The organism is Xanthomonas sp. NCPPB 3570 (genome assembly GCF_056725115.1).
This window is the reverse complement of sequence record NZ_CM161513.1, coordinates 3,070,441-3,088,598: the sequence shown is the minus strand read 5'-3', so window position 1 is coordinate 3,088,598 and position 18,158 is coordinate 3,070,441. Positions and strand designations below refer to the sequence as shown.

At 70.3% G+C, this 18,158-nt stretch carries 12 protein-coding genes and 2 tRNA genes; 10 read left to right on the top strand and 4 right to left on the bottom strand.

The window, feature by feature from the left end:
* The first annotated feature begins 10 nt into the window (after positions 1–10).
* The 4 genes from AC1PLR_RS13475 (at position 11) to AC1PLR_RS13460 (ending at position 6,006) form a co-directional block, all read left to right on the top strand.
* A complete protein-coding gene (locus tag AC1PLR_RS13475; RefSeq protein WP_481101306.1) occupies positions 11–1,495 on the top strand; it encodes an efflux transporter outer membrane subunit in 1,485 nt (494 codons plus the stop codon).
* A 10-nt stretch (positions 1,496–1,505) separates the two neighbouring features.
* Entirely contained in the window at positions 1,506–2,687 is a 1,182-nt protein-coding gene (locus AC1PLR_RS13470; RefSeq protein WP_371181564.1) for an efflux RND transporter periplasmic adaptor subunit, read from the top strand.
* An 8-nt stretch (positions 2,688–2,695) separates the two neighbouring features.
* Complete coding sequence (locus tag AC1PLR_RS13465) at positions 2,696–4,273, top strand: DHA2 family efflux MFS transporter permease subunit (protein ID WP_041500323.1); 1,578 nt, start codon at positions 2,696–2,698, stop codon at positions 4,271–4,273.
* A 200-nt stretch (positions 4,274–4,473) separates the two neighbouring features.
* Positions 4,474–6,006 (top strand): GDSL-type esterase/lipase family protein, encoded by a 1,533-nt coding sequence (locus tag AC1PLR_RS13460; RefSeq protein ID WP_481101305.1) that lies wholly within the window; start codon positions 4,474–4,476, stop codon positions 6,004–6,006.
* 171 nt (positions 6,007–6,177) lie between these two features.
* Here the strand turns inward: AC1PLR_RS13460 and AC1PLR_RS13455 are convergent, their stop codons facing one another.
* Entirely contained in the window at positions 6,178–6,525 is a 348-nt protein-coding gene (locus tag AC1PLR_RS13455) for a helix-turn-helix transcriptional regulator (RefSeq protein WP_420009461.1), read from the bottom strand.
* 251 nt (positions 6,526–6,776) lie between these two features.
* Between AC1PLR_RS13455 and AC1PLR_RS13450 the strand changes: the two genes are divergently transcribed.
* Positions 6,777–6,974 carry a hypothetical protein gene (locus AC1PLR_RS13450; RefSeq protein ID WP_010343993.1) on the top strand — a complete coding sequence of 66 codons (198 nt, stop codon included), beginning with the start codon at positions 6,777–6,779 and terminating at the stop codon, positions 6,972–6,974.
* A gap of 74 nt (positions 6,975–7,048) precedes the next feature.
* Here AC1PLR_RS13450 and AC1PLR_RS13445 read toward each other — a convergent pair.
* The 3 genes from AC1PLR_RS13445 to AC1PLR_RS13435 form a co-directional block, all read right to left on the bottom strand.
* Positions 7,049–7,133: transfer RNA gene (locus tag AC1PLR_RS13445), tRNA-Leu, on the bottom strand.
* A 190-nt stretch (positions 7,134–7,323) separates the two neighbouring features.
* A complete protein-coding gene (locus AC1PLR_RS13440) occupies positions 7,324–8,838 on the bottom strand; it encodes a hypothetical protein (protein ID WP_481101304.1) in 1,515 nt (504 codons plus the stop codon).
* Positions 8,839–8,978: 140 nt separating this feature from the next.
* Positions 8,979–9,434, bottom strand: a complete 456-nt coding sequence (locus tag AC1PLR_RS13435; protein WP_481101303.1) for a VirK family protein — start codon at positions 9,432–9,434, stop codon at positions 8,979–8,981.
* A gap of 317 nt (positions 9,435–9,751) precedes the next feature.
* Between AC1PLR_RS13435 and AC1PLR_RS13430 the strand changes: the two genes are divergently transcribed.
* From AC1PLR_RS13430 to AC1PLR_RS13410, 5 genes are all read left to right on the top strand, one after another.
* A tRNA-Leu gene (locus tag AC1PLR_RS13430) sits at positions 9,752–9,836 on the top strand.
* Between the two features lie 239 nt (positions 9,837–10,075).
* Positions 10,076–12,415 (top strand): ribonuclease R, encoded by a 2,340-nt coding sequence (rnr, locus tag AC1PLR_RS13425; RefSeq protein ID WP_481103595.1) that lies wholly within the window; start codon positions 10,076–10,078, stop codon positions 12,413–12,415.
* 66 nt (positions 12,416–12,481) lie between these two features.
* A complete protein-coding gene (locus AC1PLR_RS13420; protein ID WP_481101302.1) occupies positions 12,482–12,952 on the top strand; it encodes a GFA family protein in 471 nt (156 codons plus the stop codon).
* Between the two features lie 334 nt (positions 12,953–13,286).
* On the top strand, positions 13,287–14,033 hold the full coding sequence (gene rlmB, locus AC1PLR_RS13415) for a 23S rRNA (guanosine(2251)-2'-O)-methyltransferase RlmB (protein WP_010343988.1): 747 nt from the start codon (positions 13,287–13,289) through the stop codon (positions 14,031–14,033).
* Between the two features lie 1,096 nt (positions 14,034–15,129).
* Complete coding sequence (locus tag AC1PLR_RS13410; RefSeq protein ID WP_481103594.1) at positions 15,130–18,069, top strand: ligand-binding sensor domain-containing diguanylate cyclase; 2,940 nt, start codon at positions 15,130–15,132, stop codon at positions 18,067–18,069.
* Positions 18,070–18,158: the final 89 nt, after the last annotated feature.

Sequence of the window (18,158 nt, the reverse complement as noted above, 5' to 3'; positions counted from 1 at the left end):
ACCCGCCCACATGACTCTGTCTTCTTCTCCTTCCCGCCTGCGTCCATTCGCGGTCGCGGCCCTCACCCTGGCGCTGGCGGCCTGCGCCAGCAGCCGTGGCCTGGAACCGCAGGGGCGCCGACTCGATGCCGACCGCCAGCTGCACATCGACAAGACCCTGGCCGCCGACGCACTGGCGCCGGCGCCGTGGCCGCAGCAGGACTGGTGGAAGGCGCTGGGCGATCCGCAGCTCGACGCGCTGATCGCCGAGGCCCTGCAGGGCACGCCCAGCCTGGACGCCGCCGATGCGCGGCTGCGCCTGGCGCAGGCGCAGGCCGGCGCTGCCGATGCCGACCGCGGCGCCAAGCTGTCGCTGTCGGCCGGCTACACCGGCCTGCAACTGCCCAAGGGCCTGGTCGGCGACGAGATCGGCGGCAAGTACATCCACAACGAACAGGCCCTGCTGGACTTCAGCTACGGCTTCGACCTGTGGGGCGGCAAGCGCGCCTCGTGGGAGGCGGCGGTGGACCAGGCGCATGCGGCCGAGGTCGACGCGCAGGCCGCGCGCCTGGACCTGTCGGCCGGCGTCGCCCGCGCTTACGCGCAGTTGGGCTACGCCTGGCATCTGTATGACCTGGCCGGCGCGGAACTGGCGCGCTCGGAGAACAGCCTGAAGCTGGTGCGGCAGCGTCGCGATGCCGGCATCGACAGCAACCTGCAACTGCGCCAGGCCGAGGCGCGGGTGCCGGCGGCGCGCCAGCAGCACGCCGCCGCGCAGCAGCAGATCGACGAAGCGCGCACCGCGCTGGCGGCCTTGCTCGGCCGTGGCCCGGACCGCGGGCTGCAGATCGAGCGGCCGCGCCTGCTCGACCCGCAGGCCGCGCGGGTGCCGTCGGTGCTGCCCAGCGACCTGCTCGGCCGCCGGCCCGACGTGGTCGCCGCGCGCTGGCGCGTGGAAGCCGCCTCGCAGGGCATCCATGCGGCCAAGGCGCAGTTCTATCCCAGCATCAACCTGAGCCTGCTGGGCGGCGTCGCCGCCACCAACCCGGGCGACCTGTTCAAGAGTTCCTCGGTGCTGGGTCTGCTCAGCCCCGGCGTGAGCCTGCCGCTGTTCGACAGCGGGCGGCTGCGCAGCCAGTTGGCCGAGCGCGATGCGCAGTACGACCTGGCGGTGGCCAACTACAACCAGACCCTGGTGGCGGCGCTGCGCGAGGTGGCCGACCAGGTCAATGCGGCGCGTTCGCTGGCCGAGCAGGCGCAGCAGCAGACGCAGGCGCTGGAGACCGCGCAGGCCGCCTTCGACCTGTCGCAGCAGCGCTACCGCGCTGGCATCGGCAACTACCTGGACGTGCTCAGCGCGCAGCAGCAGTTGCTCGACGCGCAACAGCGCCTGGCGTCCCTGCAAGCCAATCAGATCCTGGTCTCGGTGCGCCTGAATCAGGCGCTGGGCGGCGGCTACGACGCCACCTCCGCCGCCGACGCGCCGAGCTCTTCTTCCGCACCTTCGCATTCCTGAGATCGCTGCAATGAATCAGACAACGACCCCCGCTTCCTCCGCTCCCGCCTCCAGCCGGCGCGGCAAGCTGCTGCGCGGCCTGGCCGTGGTAGTGGTGCTGGTGCTGATCGCGCTGGCGATCTGGTACTTCCTGGTCGGCCGCTGGCACGAGGACACTGACGACGCCTACGTGCAGGGCAACCTGGTGCAGATCACCCCGATGGTGGCCGGCACCGTGGTGCGCATCGACGCCGACGACGGCATGCGCGTGGAGCGCGGCCAGCCGCTGGTCAAGCTCGACCCGGCCGACACCGAGGTCGCGCTGCAGCAGGCCGAGGCCAATCTGGCGCGCACCGTGCGCCAGGTGCGCGGTCTGTACCGCTCGGTCGAGGGCGCCCAGGCCGAACTGTCCGCGCAGCAGGTGACCCTGCAGCGCGCCCGCGCCGACGTCGCCCGCCGCGCCAGCCTGGTCGCCACCGGCGCGATCTCCGCCGAAGAGCTGGCGCATGCCCGCGACCAGCTGGCCGCCGCCGAGGCCGCGGTCAGCGGCTCGCGCGAGACCCTGGCGCGCAACCGCGCCTTGATCGACGAGAACGGCGTGGCCGACCAGCCCGACGTGCAGGGCGCCGCCGCGCAGGTGCGCCAGGCCTTCCTCAACAACGCCCGCAGCGCCATCGTCGCGCCGGTGTCCGGCTACGTGGCGCGGCGCTCGGTGCAGGTCGGCCAGCGCGTGCAGCCCGGCACCGCGCTGATGGCGGTGGTGCCGCTGAACCAGGTGTGGGTGGATGCCAACTTCAAGGAAACCCAGCTTAAGCACATGCGCCTGGGCCAGCCGGTGGAACTGGAGTCGGACGTGTACGGAAGCGCGGTGACCTACCGCGGCACCGTGCAGAGCCTCGGCATCGGCACCGGCAGCGCGTTCTCGCTGCTGCCGGCGCAGAACGCCAGCGGCAACTGGATCAAGATCGTGCAGCGCGTGCCGGTGCGCATCGCCATCGACGCCAAGCAACTGGAGCAGCACCCGCTGCGCATCGGCCTGTCGATGAAGGCCGACGTCAACCTGCATGACCAGAACGGCGGGGTGCTGCCGACCAAGCCGGCCAGCGGCGCGCTGCTGGATACCGACGTCTATGCGCAGCAACTGCAGCAGGCCGACGCGGCCGTGAAGCAGATCATCCACGCCAACCTGCCCGACGCCGCCAAGGCGAACTGAGCCCGGTCATGTCCAACCAAGCTGCCGCTCCCGCCGCGCCCGGGGCTCCGGGCGCACCGGCCGCCGGGTTCCGCCCGGCCAGTGTGGCGTTGTGCACGGTGGGCCTGGCGATGGCCTCGTTCATGCAGGTGCTCGACACCACCATCGCCAACGTGTCGCTGCCCACCATCGCCGGCAACCTCGGCGCCAGTTCGCAGCAGGCCACCTGGGTCATCACCTCGTTCGCGGTCAGCAACGCCATCGCGCTGCCGCTGACCGGCTTCCTCAGCCGCCGCTTCGGCGAGACCAAGCTGTTCGTGTGGGCCACGCTGGCCTTCACCGCGGCCTCGCTGCTGTGCGGCCTGGCCCAGAGCATGGGCATGCTGGTGGTGTCGCGCGCGCTGCAGGGCTTCGTCTGCGGCCCGATGTACCCGATCACCCAGAGCCTGCTGGTGTCGATCTACCCACGCGAGAAACGCGGCCAGGCGCTGGCGCTGCTGGCGATGATCACCGTGGTCGCGCCCATCGCCGGGCCGATCCTTGGCGGCTGGATCACCGACAACTACAGCTGGGAATGGATCTTCCTGATCAACGTGCCGTTGGGCATCATCGCCGCGACCGTGGTCGGCTCGCAGTTGCGCGACCGTCCCGAACCCACCGAACGTCCGCGCATGGACTACGTCGGCCTGATCACCCTGATCATCGGCGTGGGTTGCCTGCAGGTGGTGCTGGACCTGGGCAACGACGAGGACTGGTTCAACTCGACCAAGATCGTCGTGCTGGCCGCGATCTCGGCGGTGGCGCTGGCGGTGTTCCTGATCTGGGAACTCACCGACAAGGATCCGATCGTCGACCTGCGCCTGTTCCGCCACCGCAACTTCCGCGCCGGCACCATGGCGCTGATCGTGGCTTATGCGGCGTTCTTCAGCGTGTCGCTGCTGATCCCGCAGTGGCTGCAGCGCGACATGGGCTACACCGCGATCTGGGCCGGCCTGGCCACCGCGCCGATCGGCATCCTGCCCGTGATCATGACCCCGTTCGTCGGCAAATACGCCTCGCGCTTCGACCTGCGGCTGCTGGCCAGCATCGCCTTCATCTTCATGGCCACCACCAGCTTCATGCGCTCGGACTTCAACCTGCAGGTGGATTTCCCGCACGTGGCCGGGGTGCAGTTGCTGATGGGCGTGGGCGTGGCGCTGTTCTTCATGCCGGTGCTGCAGATCCTGCTGTCGGACCTGGACGGGCGCGAGATCGCCGCCGGTTCCGGCCTGGCCACGTTCCTGCGCACGCTGGGCGGCAGCTTCGCTGCCTCGCTGACCACCTACCTGTGGGCCAAGCGCACGCAGCTGCACCATGCGCACCTGACCGAACACATCTCCACCTACACGCCGGGCATGCAGGAACAGGTGCAGATGATGGGCAACGGCAGCCTGCAGAACGGCGCGGCGCTGCTCAACAACACCATCAACCACCAGGCCTCGCAGATGGGCTTCAACGACATCTTCTACCTGCTGGGCTGGACCTTCCTCGGGATCATCTTCTTCCTGTGGCTGGCCAAGCCGCCGTTCGGCGGCGGTGGTGGCGCGGCGGCCGCCGGCGGCCACTGAGGCAGCGACGGCCGGCGACGTCGTTCGCCGGCCGGTCATGCAATGTGTCCCTTGTGCGGCGGCGTGTCGTCCCGGCACGCCGCCGCGACGCGGCCAGCGCGACCTGCGTGCCCGGCGTCGCGCTCCGATGCCGATCTACTTGCCGCCGCTGCGGCCCGCGCACCAGAATCGGCGCTCCGCAGGCTTCGGCAGCCCCGCCCATGCAGCGTCTTCTCCGCGCCCTCGGCGCCCGCTTCGTCACCGCGTCTGCAGGCGCGATCGTCTTCGCGCTGCTGTGTCTCGGCGCGCCTCCGGCGCATGCGCAGGCCGCGTCGCCGCCGGCCGCCTCGCCAGTGCCGGTGACCCCGGCCGACCGTCTGCACGAGGCCTGGTGGGCCGAGCGCCACCAGCAGGTGCTGGCGCAGGTGCGTGCGCAGCCGGAGGCGCCGCTGCTGCTGATCGGCGATTCGATCACTCAGAACTACGAAAAGGCGCAGGCGCCGGACCAGGACTTCCAGTCGACCTGGCAGACCTTCTACGGCAGCCGCGGCGCGCTCAACCTCGGCTTCAGCGGCGACGCCACCGAGCATGTGCTGTGGCGCCTGCAGCACGGCGAAGTCGACGGCCTGCGGCCCAAGGTCGCCCTGCTGCTGATCGGCACCAACAACACCGACCACGAGGGGCAGGGCGCGGCGGACACGGTGCGCGGCATCGAGGCGGTGGTCGCCACGCTGGAGCAGCGCCTGCCGCATACGCGCATCCTGTTGCTGGGCCTGCTGCCCAGTGCGCTGTCGGCGCAGAAGAGCGCACGCGATGCCGAGGTCAATCGCGCACTGGCGGTGCGCTACGGCGACAACCCGCGGGTGACGTACCTGGACATCGGCACGGTGTTCCAGCGCGCGGACGGCACGCTGGATCAGGGCCTGTTCTACGATCCGCGGCAGCGGCCGGGCAGTGGCGCGCTGCACCCGGATACGCGCGGGCAGCGGCGCATGGCCGAGGCCATCGAGCCGACCCTGGCGCGGCTGCTCGACGACGCGCCACGGGTGCCGCTGGACGCGATGACCGACGTCGACACCGCGCGCATCGCGGTGCCCTGGCTGGAGCAGGATTCCTACGACTGGTACGGCCGCCACCATGCCGCGCTGGACGCCGCCCGCCAGCTGCAGCCGCAGGTGGTGATGCTCGGCGACTCGATCACCCATTTCTGGGCGGGCGCGCCGCAGGCGATCCGGGTGAACGGCGCGCAGGCCTGGCAGCGCACCTTCGGCGCTGCGCGGGTGCTGAACCTGGGCTTCGGCTGGGACCGCACCCAGAACGTGCTGTGGCGGCTGCGCCAGGGCGAGGTCGACGGCCTGGCACCGCGCTGGGTGGTGATCAACCTCGGCACCAACAATCTCACCGGCACCGAGCATGCGCGCGCCAACACGCCGCAGGAAACCGCCGACGGCGTCGCCGCGGTGGTCGCCGAGATCAGGCGACGCCTGCCGCGCAGCCGGATCGTGCTGATGGGCATCTTTCCGCGCGGCTTCGCCGCCGATGCGCCGCAGCGCGCGCCGATCCTGCAGACCAACCGCCTGCTGGCCGCGCGCTTCGGTCACGATCCGCAGGTGCGCTGGCTCGACATCGGCGCGCGGTTCCTGCAGCCGGACGGCACGCTGCCGGCGGCGCTGATGCCGGACAGCACCCATCCCAGCGAAGCCGGCTACCGCATCTGGGGCGACGCCTTGCGCGAGATCGGCGTCGGCGGCTGAAGGTCGCGTCGAACGACACGCGTTTGCTGCCACTCGGCAGCAGATGTCGTTGCTCTGGTAGGAGCGGCTTCAGCCGCGACGAGGCACTACCGACGCGCCTCGTCGCGGCTGAAGCCGCTCCTGCGCGTGGCTTTCCGGCATTACGCGAGGGCAACGACCGTCAGTGCGACCTCAGCCGCTGCTGGGCTTGAGCAGTTGCAGTACCGCTTCACGGTGGCCCGGCGGCGCGTTGCGATAGCGGGCCAGCAGTGCGCGTTCCTGCGCATCCTGCGCCAGCAACGGATAGTCGGAAGGCAGGTCCTGCACGCGCTTGCCCGGGCCCACGCCGCACACCAGCTCGTCGAGCGAGCGGTTCAGCACGCTGCGCAGCGTCGGCAGCAGGCGGAAGCTGGGCGTTTCGCGGTCGTTCTCCCAGGCCGAGACCGATGACTTGGTGACGTCCAGCGCGAAGCCCAACTGCTCCTGGGTGAGCCCTGCGGCTTTTCTGGCTTCGCGCAAACGCTCGCCGAAGCTATTCATCGCGGTGGGCCTTGGGGGACGGCGGGCCTACCAAGATATGGAGCATCCGCCGGCTTGTCGTACAGCTGCGCTTGACTCGAATTGTTCGGAAATACAATACTCGCGCGGTGCGGAACGCACGGACGCGCGAGGATGCGCATGCAGCACAAGGACGTCATGGACACGAGGGTGTCGGCACAGCGGTGCGCCGCCGCGATGTGCCGGCCGACAGCGGCACGACACGGCGCCCGTCGGTGCGTGGGGGAGGGCGCATGGCCACCTACGAAGTGAGACTCCGGCGCGTCGCGCAACTGGAGCCGTCCTTGCAGGTGCTGGTACATGCCGCCAATGCCTACCTGGCCGCGCGTGCGGCCGAGCGCCACAACCCGGGCTACCGTGCCTACAAGGTGGCGGTGTGGGTGAAGGGCGTGCGTGTGGACATCGGTCCGTTGCGTCCGCCGCAGCGCTGAGCGTCGCGGCCTGCATGCAGCCAACAAAAAACCCGCCGAAGCGGGTTTTGAGATCATGCTCGACCTGTCGGTCGTGGTGCCCAGGAGAGGACTCGAACCTCCACGGTTTTACCCGCTAGTACCTGAAACTAGTGCGTCTACCAATTCCGCCACCTGGGCAACTCAGAACGAGAATTCTGCGCGTGGCGGCGGACGCTGTCAAGCGCTTTGTCGCGCCAATTCGGCCGGCAGGGATGCGCCCTCGACGGCGCTCGCCCCGGATCACAGCACCTCGGATGCGCGACGCCGCAGCGCGCGTCTCGTGCGATGGCTGCGCGTGCGTGCGCCTCGGCAGGACGCAACTGACGTCTCAATAGCGCAGCACGGCTGCCCGGATCTTCGTTGCACGCGGCTCGGGCAGGTCGGCAGTGCGCTCGGTGATGGCGTCCAGCAGCGCGCGCTTGCGTTGCTCGCCCAATGGGGTATAGGTGTCGCTTCGGTCGATCCAGTCGTCGATTGCCAGCAGCCACCAGTGACGGTCCGCTTCGCGCACGTGCAGTGCCAGCAGCTGCGTCAGACCGTCCCAGAGGCTGCGCATGCGCATGAGCCTGTGCAGCCGCGCGCGGCAAGCGGCATCCGTCGCTGCATCGCCAAGGACGTGCAGGATCAGCGCAGCGTCGAGCGTCACCGCGCTGTTGCGGATGGCGTCGTTCAATGTCTCCATGACCCTGCCGCCACCCGACTGCAGGAGCCGGCTGATGGTATCCAGGGGAATCGGTTGCCCGAGGCGCAACAGGCCCTTCAGTGCCTGCTGGCGCACGCTCGCGCGCGTGGCGAGCAGGCGCAGGCGCAGGCGTGCCACGTCTTCGGGCTCGGCGTCTTCGGCAAGCGATGTGAGGGCGCCGATCTGGGCGTCCTGGCTGTCCTCGTCCAGTGCCGCGCGCCATGCGATGCGCGGGTCGGTGCCTTGTTCCCGCCTGAGATAGGCCGCAAGGCGGCGGACGCCGGACGCGCGATCCAGCAGGGCGCGCGGCAGCGCAGCGGCGGCGGTCGCCGGGTCCGCCGACGCAAGTGCGTGCAGACATTCCCGGCGCACGGCGGGGTGCGGCGCATGCAATCCGGCCGCGGCGATCGCCGCGATGGATGCCGCATCGAGCGTCGCCTGAGCATGGCGCAGCGCATGCAGACCGATGCGCGGGTCTTGCTGCATGAGCGCCTGCCCATGCAACCGGGTGTTTCCGCGTTCGATCGACGCCCTGTAGGCCCAGGCGCGCAGCGCTGGATCCGTGGACGCACGTGCCCGCTGAAGTAGAGCGTCGTTGGACGGGGCCATCATCCAGCCTTCCACGCTCGCTTCGAGCCATCCGTCGGATGCGCGCTCCCAGCGCTGCAGCCGCAGGACCAGCGGCCACGCGTCCAGCACCGCATCGGCGGTGCAGCCGTCCAGCAGGCGCTGGACCGCTTCGCGCGCGGCGAAGCGCACTTGCGGTACCCAGTCGGCGGATCGCAACAGCGCAGCGACCAAGCTCATATAGCAAGGGAACTGGCCGAGATTCCAGACCGCCTTCTGCCGTTCCCGGCCATCCGGATGCGCGCATGCCAGGAACAGCAACGACTGTCGCGCGTCCTCGCGCATCGGACACATCAGGATGCTCCGCAGCGTGTCGGCCGACCACGTTGCGTAGGCAGCGTTGGTCCAGGCACGCAGCTGTTGGTCGATGATCGCCAGGCCGTTCGCGCTGGTCGTGGGCAGGAACGTCTCCGTGACCTCGGGGCGACGGTTGCCCATCAGCGGAGCTAGCGCCTGCAGCAGGAGCTGCGGCAGTCCGACGCAAGCCGTGGCAGGCGTGGGTGGCTGTTTGGAGGTCCGGAACAGGGCGGCCACCACGGACGGAAGCGAGACAGGAAGTCTCGCACCGGCGGAGACGGCTGCCAAGTTCACGGGCCGCCCCTGCGATGAAGCGTCCCGCGTGTCTGCGGCAGGCATCCTCCAGACGCCTGTGCAGTGGGTGCTGACCGCGCGGATCAGTAACCGACGTTGAAGCGCAGGCCCTGGTTGATCGCGCAGCGATAGCCGAGGGTGCTGCCGGTCTGCTGGTAGCTGGGCAGGGCGAACACGAACATGGTGAAGTCGATGCTGTTGTCCGGATGCACCTGGTAGCGCAGGAACTGCTGGATCGGCTTGCCGTCGCGGCCGACGGTGACGTGCTCGTCGGCGAAGGACAGGGTGCCGTCGGCGGTGACGCGGTAGGCGCCGATGCGCAGGCCGCCGCGGGTCTGGCTGGGCGTGGCGCCGCCGGAAGTGGGCGTGCACTGGCTCAGGTCGAGCGCCACGGCGACCGAGGCGCCGCTGTCCAGGGCGCGCTGGATCTCGGTGAGGGAGTTGAGCGTGGCGTCGTCGGCGCCGGCGGAGGCGGCGGAGGCGCTGGTGGCACTGGCGAACAGGGCGGCGGCGAGCAGGGAGGCGGACAGGTTGTGCATGGGGATGCTCCGGAGCGTGGGGGAGGGCGACGGATTGCCGGATGCAAACTAGCGGGGCGCCGACCCGGGTCAACCGACAAAATCGCGAACTTCCGCCGCCGTCACGCCGGATCTTCGAAGCGGGTCCGCTTGTGACAGCGCCGTGTCGGAATCCGCATTGCACCTGCGGTTTTCCGCCGAATGCGTGCGCCGCCGACGCGCGCGCGGTGCGGCTGCTTGCCCCGATGGGTCGTGGCATCGGCGCAGGCGATCGCGAGCGAATGCGAAATAGGCGTTGACAAGGTCGCGCGGGCACCGCAGAATTCGCGGCCTTCAGCGCCCAGGTGGCGGAATTGGTAGACGCACTAGTTTCAGGTACTAGCGGGTAAAACCGTGGAGGTTCGAGTCCTCTCCTGGGCACCAAAAGCAAGACCGCGAGAGCGCTGAACTCTCGCACCGACCGGCCCGCTGACGCGGGCTTCGTCGTTTCTGGGGGGCGTGTTCGTGGGGCGCGCACCGCCCGGTTCGGGTGGTGACCACCCGCATGGGAGTACCATGCCCGGATGACAACCCGCAAAAGCAAGTCCGGCAAGCCCGGCAAATCCGCCTCCAGCGACGCTTCCACCCCCGACACGCCGAAGAAATCGCGTCTGCCCGCTTGGATGCCCAGCTTCCTGCGCCGCGGCCCCAAGCCGCCGCTGCAACCGCTGCACCCGCCGTCACCGCCGCGGGGTGGCACCCCTGAGACCGCACCCCCGGCCGCCGTGCCGATCCAGGACCCCTACGCCGCGCGCGAGGCCGAGCGCTATGCGCAGCCGATCGCCAGCCGTGAGGCGATCCTGCAATTGCTCGAACGCTGCGACGGCCCGCAGACCCTGGACGAACTGGCCGAGCAGCTCGGCCTGACCGAGCCGACGCGCAAGGAAGCGCTGAGCAAACGCCTGGGCGCGATGCTGCGCGAGGCGCAACTGGTGCAGAACCGCCGTGGCGGCTATGCGCCGCTGCAGCAGACCAACCTGATCCCCGGCGTGGTGATCGCCAATCCCGATGGCTTCGGCTTCCTGCGCCCGGACGAGGGCGGCGACGACCTGTTCCTGCCGCCGTACGAGATGCGCAAGGTGCTGCACGGCGACCGCGCGCTGGCCAACGTCACCGGCATCGACCGCCGCGGCCGCCGCGAAGGCAGCATCGCGCGCGTGCTCGAGCGCGGCCTGACCCGGATGATCGGCCGCTTCAGCCTGGAAGCCGGCATCGCCTTTGTGGTGCCCGACGACAAGCGCATCCAGCGCAACGTGCAGATCCCCGCCGACGCCGTCGGCGAGGCCCGCGACGGGCAACTGGTGGTGTGCGAACTCACCTCCGCGCCGGATGCGCGGCGCCCGCCGATCGGCAAGATCATCGCCGTGCTGGGCGACAAGCTGACCCCATCGCTGCTGGTGGAAGCGGCGATCCACGGCCACGAGCTGCCCTACGAATTCCCGCAGGAGGTGCTGGACGAAGCCGCGGCGGTGCCGCTGACGGTGGAGCCGGCGGCGATCAAGGGCCGCGTGGACCTGCGGCAGACGCCGCTGGTGACCATCGACGGCGCCGATGCCAAGGACTTCGACGACGCGGTGTTCTGCGAGCCCAACGCCGACGGGTTCCGCCTGGTGGTGGCGATCGCCGACGTGTCGCACTACGTGCGTCCGGGCACGCCGCTGGATACCGAGGCGGTCAAGCGCGCGACCTCGGTGTATTTCCCCGGTTTCGTGGTGCCGATGCTGCCGGAGACGCTGTCCAACGGCATCTGTTCGCTCAACCCCAAGGTCGACCGCATGTGCTTCGTCTGCGACATGCAGATCGACCGCCAGGGCGAGGTGGCCGGTGCGCGCTTCTACGAAGCGGTGATGAACTCGCACGCACGGCTCACCTACGAACAGGTGTGGCAGGCGGTGGGCGAGAAGGACGAACAGGTGCGCAAGGACGTGGCGGCGGTGCTGCCGCAGCTGGAGCGGCTGCACCAGCTGTACCAGATCCTGGCCAAGGCGCGCGCGCGCCGCGGCGCCATCGAGTTCGAGTCCTCGGAAGTGCGCTTCGTGCTCGACAACACCGGCGAGGTGACCCAGGCCGGCATGCTGGTGCGCAACGACGCGCACAAGCTGATCGAGGAATGCATGATCGCCGCCAACGTGGCCGCGGCGCGCTACCTGCTGGAGACGCATATCCCGGCGCCGTTCCGCGTGCACGAGCGGCCGCCGGAATCCAAGTACGCCGATCTGCTGGAGTTCCTCAAGGAGTTCAAGCTGAGCCTGCCGGCGTGGAGCAAGGTGGTGCCGGGCGACTTCACCAAGCTGCTGAAGAAGGTGCGCGAGCGCCCGGACGCGGCGCTGCTGGAATCGGTGCTGCTGCGCAGCCAGAGCATGGCGGTGTATTCGCCCGACAACGCCGGCCACTTCGGCCTGGCGCTGGAGGCGTACGCGCACTTCACCTCGCCGATCCGCCGTTATCCGGACCTGCTGGTGCATCGCGCGATCAAGTACGCGCTGACCCGCGGCGCGCCGGACAAGTACCTGTACGCGCCGCGCGCGATGGCAGCGCTGGCGTTGCAGTGCTCCGAGCGCGAGCGCCGTGCCGACGAGGCCGAGCGCGAGGTCGACGAGCGCTACCGCGCCGCGTGGATGGAGAAGCACGTCGGCGGGCAGTTCGACGGCGTGGTCAGCGGCGTGACCAGCTTCGGCCTTTTCGTCGAGCTGGACCAGTCCAAGGTCAACGGCCTGATCCACGTGACCCAGTTGCCGCAGGACTATTACCACTTCGACGCCACCCGCAAGACCCTGACCGGCGAGCGCCGTGGGCGCGAGTTCCGCCTGGGCGACCGCGTGCGCATCCTGGTGCTGAAGGCGAGCATGGAAGAGCGCAAGATCGACTTCCGCCTGGTCGAGGAAGGCGCACCGGCGCACGACGAGTTGCCGCCGCCGCCACCGCGTGGGCAGCCGGCCAAGCGCAAGAAAAAGAAGTACTGACGGCGTGCGTCGCGGCGGTCGTGACGACCGCCGCTGCGCCGCCCCGCATGCACGGGAGGAGTGGCCATGGAGCAGGACCAGTACAGCGGCGGTTGCCAATGCGGCGCGGTGCGCTTCCGGGTACGCGGGCGCCTGCACGATGCCTCGATCTGCCATTGCCGGATGTGCCAGAAGGCCTTCGGCGCCTACTACGCGCCGCTGGTCTCCACCCGCGGCGCGGAACTGACCTGGACCCGCGGCACGCCAAAGCGCTTTGCCTCGTCCAACCTGGTGCAGCGCGGCTTCTGCGCCGACTGCGGCACGCCGCTGACCTACGAGGCCCCGGATGGCGTCGCCATCGCCGCCGGCGCCTTCGACCATCCGGAGGCCTTGCCGCCGACCATCCAGTACGGCATCGAAGCGAAGCTGCCGTTCGTGGACGCCCTGCATCGCCTATCGGCGATCCGCACCGAAGGCGATCTGGCCGCCGCGTCGTTCCTGGCCGATGTCGTCTCGCGCCAGCATCCGGACCACGACACCGAGCACTGGCCGGCTTGAGCTAAGACCGGCGGTGCCGACGTCGCGCGGAGCGTGTCGGTGCCGGTAACCTCGGGTCATCGGCGCGCCAGGCAGCAGGCCGGGGTTCCCCAGTTCACCGCGTCGGGACTGAAGTCCCTCCCACAAGGCTGCGCCGCGCCCTGACTGGATGACTCTGCGTCGGTGGTCTTGCCGCCGCGGCACGCATGCCCCGGGCATCGCAGGAAAGCACGACGTCGCGGCCAAGCCGCTTCTACCATTCGCAATTCCCGATTCCCCATTCCCAGCCCCCAGGCATGACGCCAGCGGCCACAACCCCTACCATGCCCGCTTTCCTTTCGCGTAGTCCCGCCTCATGAGCAAGCAGAACCAGTGGATCGTCGGCGTCAATGCCGTGGCCTCGTCGATCGAGAACGACGCGGACAACGTGCGCGAGGTGCTGGTGGAGGCGGGCAGCAAGAATCCGCGCCTGCAGGAGATCGAGGAAAACGCGCGGCGCAAGGGCATCGACGTGCGGCGGGTGAACACGCAGGCGCTGGATGGCGTCGGCGGCGCGGTGCGCCACCAGGGCGTGGCCGCGCGCTACGCCGCGGCGCGGACCTGGTCGGAGAACGAGTTGGAAGGCCTGGTCAGCGCCGCCGAAGGCCGCGCCCTGCTGCTGGTGCTGGACGGCGTGCAGGACCCGCACAACCTCGGCGCCTGCCTGCGCAGCGCGGCCGCGGCCGGGGTGACCGCGGTGGTGATTCCCAAGGACAAGTCGGCGCCGGTCAACGCCACCGTGCGCAAGACCTCGGCCGGCGCCGCCGACCGCCTGCCGATCGTGGCGGTGACCAACCTCGCGCGCTGCCTGCGCGACCTGCAGAAGCAGGGCGTGTGGATCTACGGTCTGGCCGGCGAAGCCGAGACCTCGCTGTACGCGCAGGACCTGCGCGGCAACGTGGCGCTGGTGCTGGGCGGCGAGTCCGACGGCCTGCGCCGGCTGACGCGCGAGCATTGCGACGGCCTGGTCCGCATCCCGATGCCGGGCGAGATCGAGAGCCTCAACGTCTCCGTCGCCGCGGGCGTCACCCTGTTCGAGGCGGTGCGGCAGCGCATGGGCTGAGCGCCTCTTCGAAAAGCCCCTCTCCCTCCGGGAGAGGGGTTGGGGTGAGGGTCCGGGGGCGAAGCCCCTCGCGCATCGTGACGACATCAAGCTTTCGCGCTTCACCCTCATTCGCCGCTGCAATCGACGTTTCCCAAGGCTGCGCCCGTACCCTCATCCGCCCCTTCGGGGCACCTTCTCCCGGAGGGAGAAGGGAGGCGCGCGGCACCAGAGCCCCTCTCCCCCCGGGAGAGGGGTTGGGGTGAGGGTCCGGGGGCGAAGCCCCTCGCGCATCGTGACGACATCAAGCTTTCGCGCTTCACCCTCATTCGCCGCTGCAATCGACGTTTCCCCAGGCTTCGCCCGCACCCTCATCCGCCCCTGCGGGGCACCTTCTCCCGGGGGGAGAAGGGAGGCGCGCGGCGCCAGAGCCCCTCTCCCCCTGGGAGAGGGGTTGGGGTGAGGGTCCGGGGGCGAAGCCCCTCGCGCATCAGGACGACGCCAAGCTTCGCCCTTTACCCTCAACCGCCGCCGCAATCGACGTTTCCCCAGGCTGCGCCCGCACCCTCATCCGCCCCTGCGGGGCACCTTCTCCCGGAGGGAGAAGGGAGGCGCGGCGCCAGAGCCCCTCTCCCCCCGGGAGAGGGGTTGGGGTGAGGGTCCGGGGCGAAGCCCCCGCCGCATCAGGGCGACACCAAGCTTTCGCCCTTCGCCCTCTCCGCCGCTGCAATCGACGTTTCCCCAGGCTTCGCCCGTACCCTCATCCGCCCCTTCGGGGCACCTTCTCCCGATGGGAGAAGGGAGGTGCTGCGCTTGCACGGGCCAGCCCGGCTTAACCGTCGCGCAATCTTCACGCGTTCTTTTTCGGTGACCTGCTAACGCTTGCACCCGCAGCGCCTTGTTTTTGCCTACCATGGGCGCTCGTCCCGTGTTCTGTTCCGGTAATGAGTCTGCGTCGCCCCCGTCCCCTTGACGCTGGCCCCCCGCGCCAGGGTCCTGTCGCGCCCCGTCTGCGTCGGATCGGGTCGGGACAGTGAACGTCGCCAGGGGGAGGGGGGAAGCGGCGCTCCTACGCGACCGCGGGCGTGCGTGGCCGCCTGCATGGCCGGTGTTGCTGATGCTGTCGCTGGTGCTGGGGGTGGCCTGGCGCGCCGTTGCCGCCGACGCCGACGCCGCTGCGAACGGCGTGCCGCCGCTGCGCGACTACGCGATCGATTCCTGGACCTCGCGCAACGGCCTGCCGCACAACTCCTTGCGCGATCTCGCGCAGACCCCGGATGGCCGCCTGTGGTTCGCCACCTGGGAAGGACTGGTGCGCTACAACGGCCTGGACTTCACCGTCATCGACCGCAGCACCCGCCCGGGCCTGCCCGACAACGGGGTCGGCTCGCTGTACGTGGACCGCGCCGGCGCACTGTGGCTCAGCGATTCGCGCGGCAATCTCGGCCGCCACGATCCCGCTGGCCACTGGCGGTTCTGGCGACAGCCGCCGGGCTGGCCGCATGCGCTGATCCACGCGATGACCCAGGACCGCGACGGCCGCATGTGGCTGCTGTTCGAAGGCAATGGCCTGGGCTGCCTGTGGCCGGACGGCCGTTTCGATTACCAGCCGGCGCCGCGCGACCTGCCGTTGGCGGCGAGCTTCCCGCACCTGGCCGCTGACGATCAGGGGCGGGTCTGGATCGGCAGTCTCGACGGTCTGCTGTACCGCGACCCGCAAGGCGTGCTGCGCCGCGCGCCGGCCGCGTTCGGCCTGCCGCCCGGGCTGGCCTGGCCGTATCGGGCACCGGACGGCTCGCTGTGGCTGGTGGCCGGAGAGAACCTGTACCGGGTGCAGGGCGAGCGCGCGGTGCTGGTGCAGCACCTGCCTGGCTACGGCCATTTCACTTCGATGCTGCGCGATCGCGATGGCGCGATCTGGCTCGGCACCGAGAACCAGGGGCTGCTGCGGATCAGTGCGCACGGCATCGAGCGCATGCTGCCGGGCGACGTGCTGCCCAACGGGCGCATCGTCAGCCTGCTGCAGGATGCAGAGGGCAGCATCTGGATCGGCGCCAACGGCGGCCTGTTCCGCCTGCGCGAGACCCTGTTCGCCGGCTACACCCGCCGCGACGGACTCAGCGGCGACTACGTGCGCGCGCTGCTGGAGACGCCGGACGGCGCGCTGTGGATCGGCAGCGCCGCCGGCTTGGACCGGATGGCGCCGGACGGCCGCATCGCCCCGGTCGCGCTGCACGATGCGCCCTCGGTGCTGAGCCTGGCGCGCGGCAGCGACGGCGACCTGTGGGTAGGCACCTATGCCGATGGCGTGCTCCGCCTGCGCGACGGCCGCGTCGTGCGCCACTACGGAACCAACGAGGGCTTGCCCAGCGGGCAGGTGCGCGCGCTCAGCGTCGATGCCGCCGGCACGGTCTGGATCGGCACCCGCAGCGGGGTGATGCGCATCGACGGCGACAGGCTTTCGGTGCCGGACGTGCCCGGCCTGCCGCACGGCCTGATCACCGCGCTGGCCAGTGTCGATGGCGCGCTGTGGATCGGTTCGGTGGAAGGCGCGGCGGTGCTGCGCGACGGCCGGGTGCGGACGCTGGCGCTGGAGCCGCTGGGCGGCGCGCGCACCGTGTTCGGGTTCCAGACGTTGGGCCGCGACATGTGGATCTCCACCGATCGCGGCCTGCACCGCGACCGCGACGGCCAGCTGGCACGGGTGGGACTGGAGCAGGGCATGCCGGTGGATACGGTCTTCCAGCTGGTCCGCGACCGCCTCGGCAACGTCTGGATCAGCAGCAACCGCGGCGTGCTGCGCACCACCGCGGCGGCGCTGGACGCGGTCGCCGACGGCCGCCAGGCGCGGCTGCAGGTCAGCCGTTACGATGAGATCGACGGCATGTCCAACGCGCAGGGCAACGGCAGCTCCGGGCCGTCGATGATCCTGCGCCATGACGGCACGGTGTGGCTGGTCACCGCCGGCGGCGTCAGCATGGTCGACCCGCGGCGCCTGGCGCGCTTTCGCGATCGCCTGCCGCCGCCGGCGGCGATCGAAAGCGTGTTGTTGGACGGCCAGCCCTTCCCGTGGCAGACCAGGACGGAACTTCCTGGTGCCAAGCGCATCAGCGTGTCCTATGTCGGCCTGAGCTATCTGCTGCCCGAGCGCATCCGCTACCGCACTCGCCTCGACGGCCTGGACAACGGGTGGATCGACCGCGGCAACCAGCGCAGCGTGGAGTTCATCGGCCTGCCGCCGGGCGACTACACCCTGCACGTGGCCGCGGCGCATCCGGACGGCGCCTGGAGCACCCGCGAGGCGGTGTGGCGCTTCAGCGTGGCGCCGCTGTGGTGGCAGCGGCACAGCGTGCATGCGGCGGCCGTGGCGGTGCTGGTGCTGGCGTTGGTGCTGCTGTACCGCTACCTGATCGCGCGCTACAAGCGGCGAGCGCTGCGCCTGGAGCGGCTGGTGGAGCGGCGCACCAGCGCGCTGCGGCTGCAGACCGAACGCCTGCTGCAGGCCGATGCCGAAAAGAGCCAGTTGCTGGCGGAACTGCAGCGCCAGGCCACCGCGTTCGAGCGATTGGCGCACGAGGACGCATTGACCGGCTTGCCGAACCGGCGGCACTTCGACGAGGTGCTGGAGCGCAGCATGCAGCGTGCGCAGCACAGCGGCGCGCCGTTGTGCCTGCTGGTGATGGACATCGACCGCTTCAAGCAGATCAACGACGGTTACTCGCATGCCACCGGCGACGCGGTGCTGCGCGAGGTCGGGCAACTGCTGCTGGGCGCCTGCCGCACCACCGACCTGCCGGCGCGCCTGGGCGGCGAAGAATTCGCGATCCTGCTCGGCGACACCCCGCTGGCCGAGGCCGAGCGCCTGGCCACGCGCCTGCGCGACCTGTTCCACGCGCGCCTGCAGTGGGCAGCCGAGGCCCCGGCGCTGCGCGTCACCTTCAGCGGCGGCCTGGTCGCATTGCGCGCGGACGAGACGCCGAGCCAGTGGCTGGAGCGCGCCGACGGGGCGCTTTACCGCGCCAAGGGGCTGGGGCGCGATCGGGTGTGCGTGGGCTGAGGCTGTCGTGCATTCCCGTCGCGTGCGGACACTCCGCGTCGATAGCCGATCTGTCCGATAGACCCTGGGAGGGGCGAGCATGCCGTCCG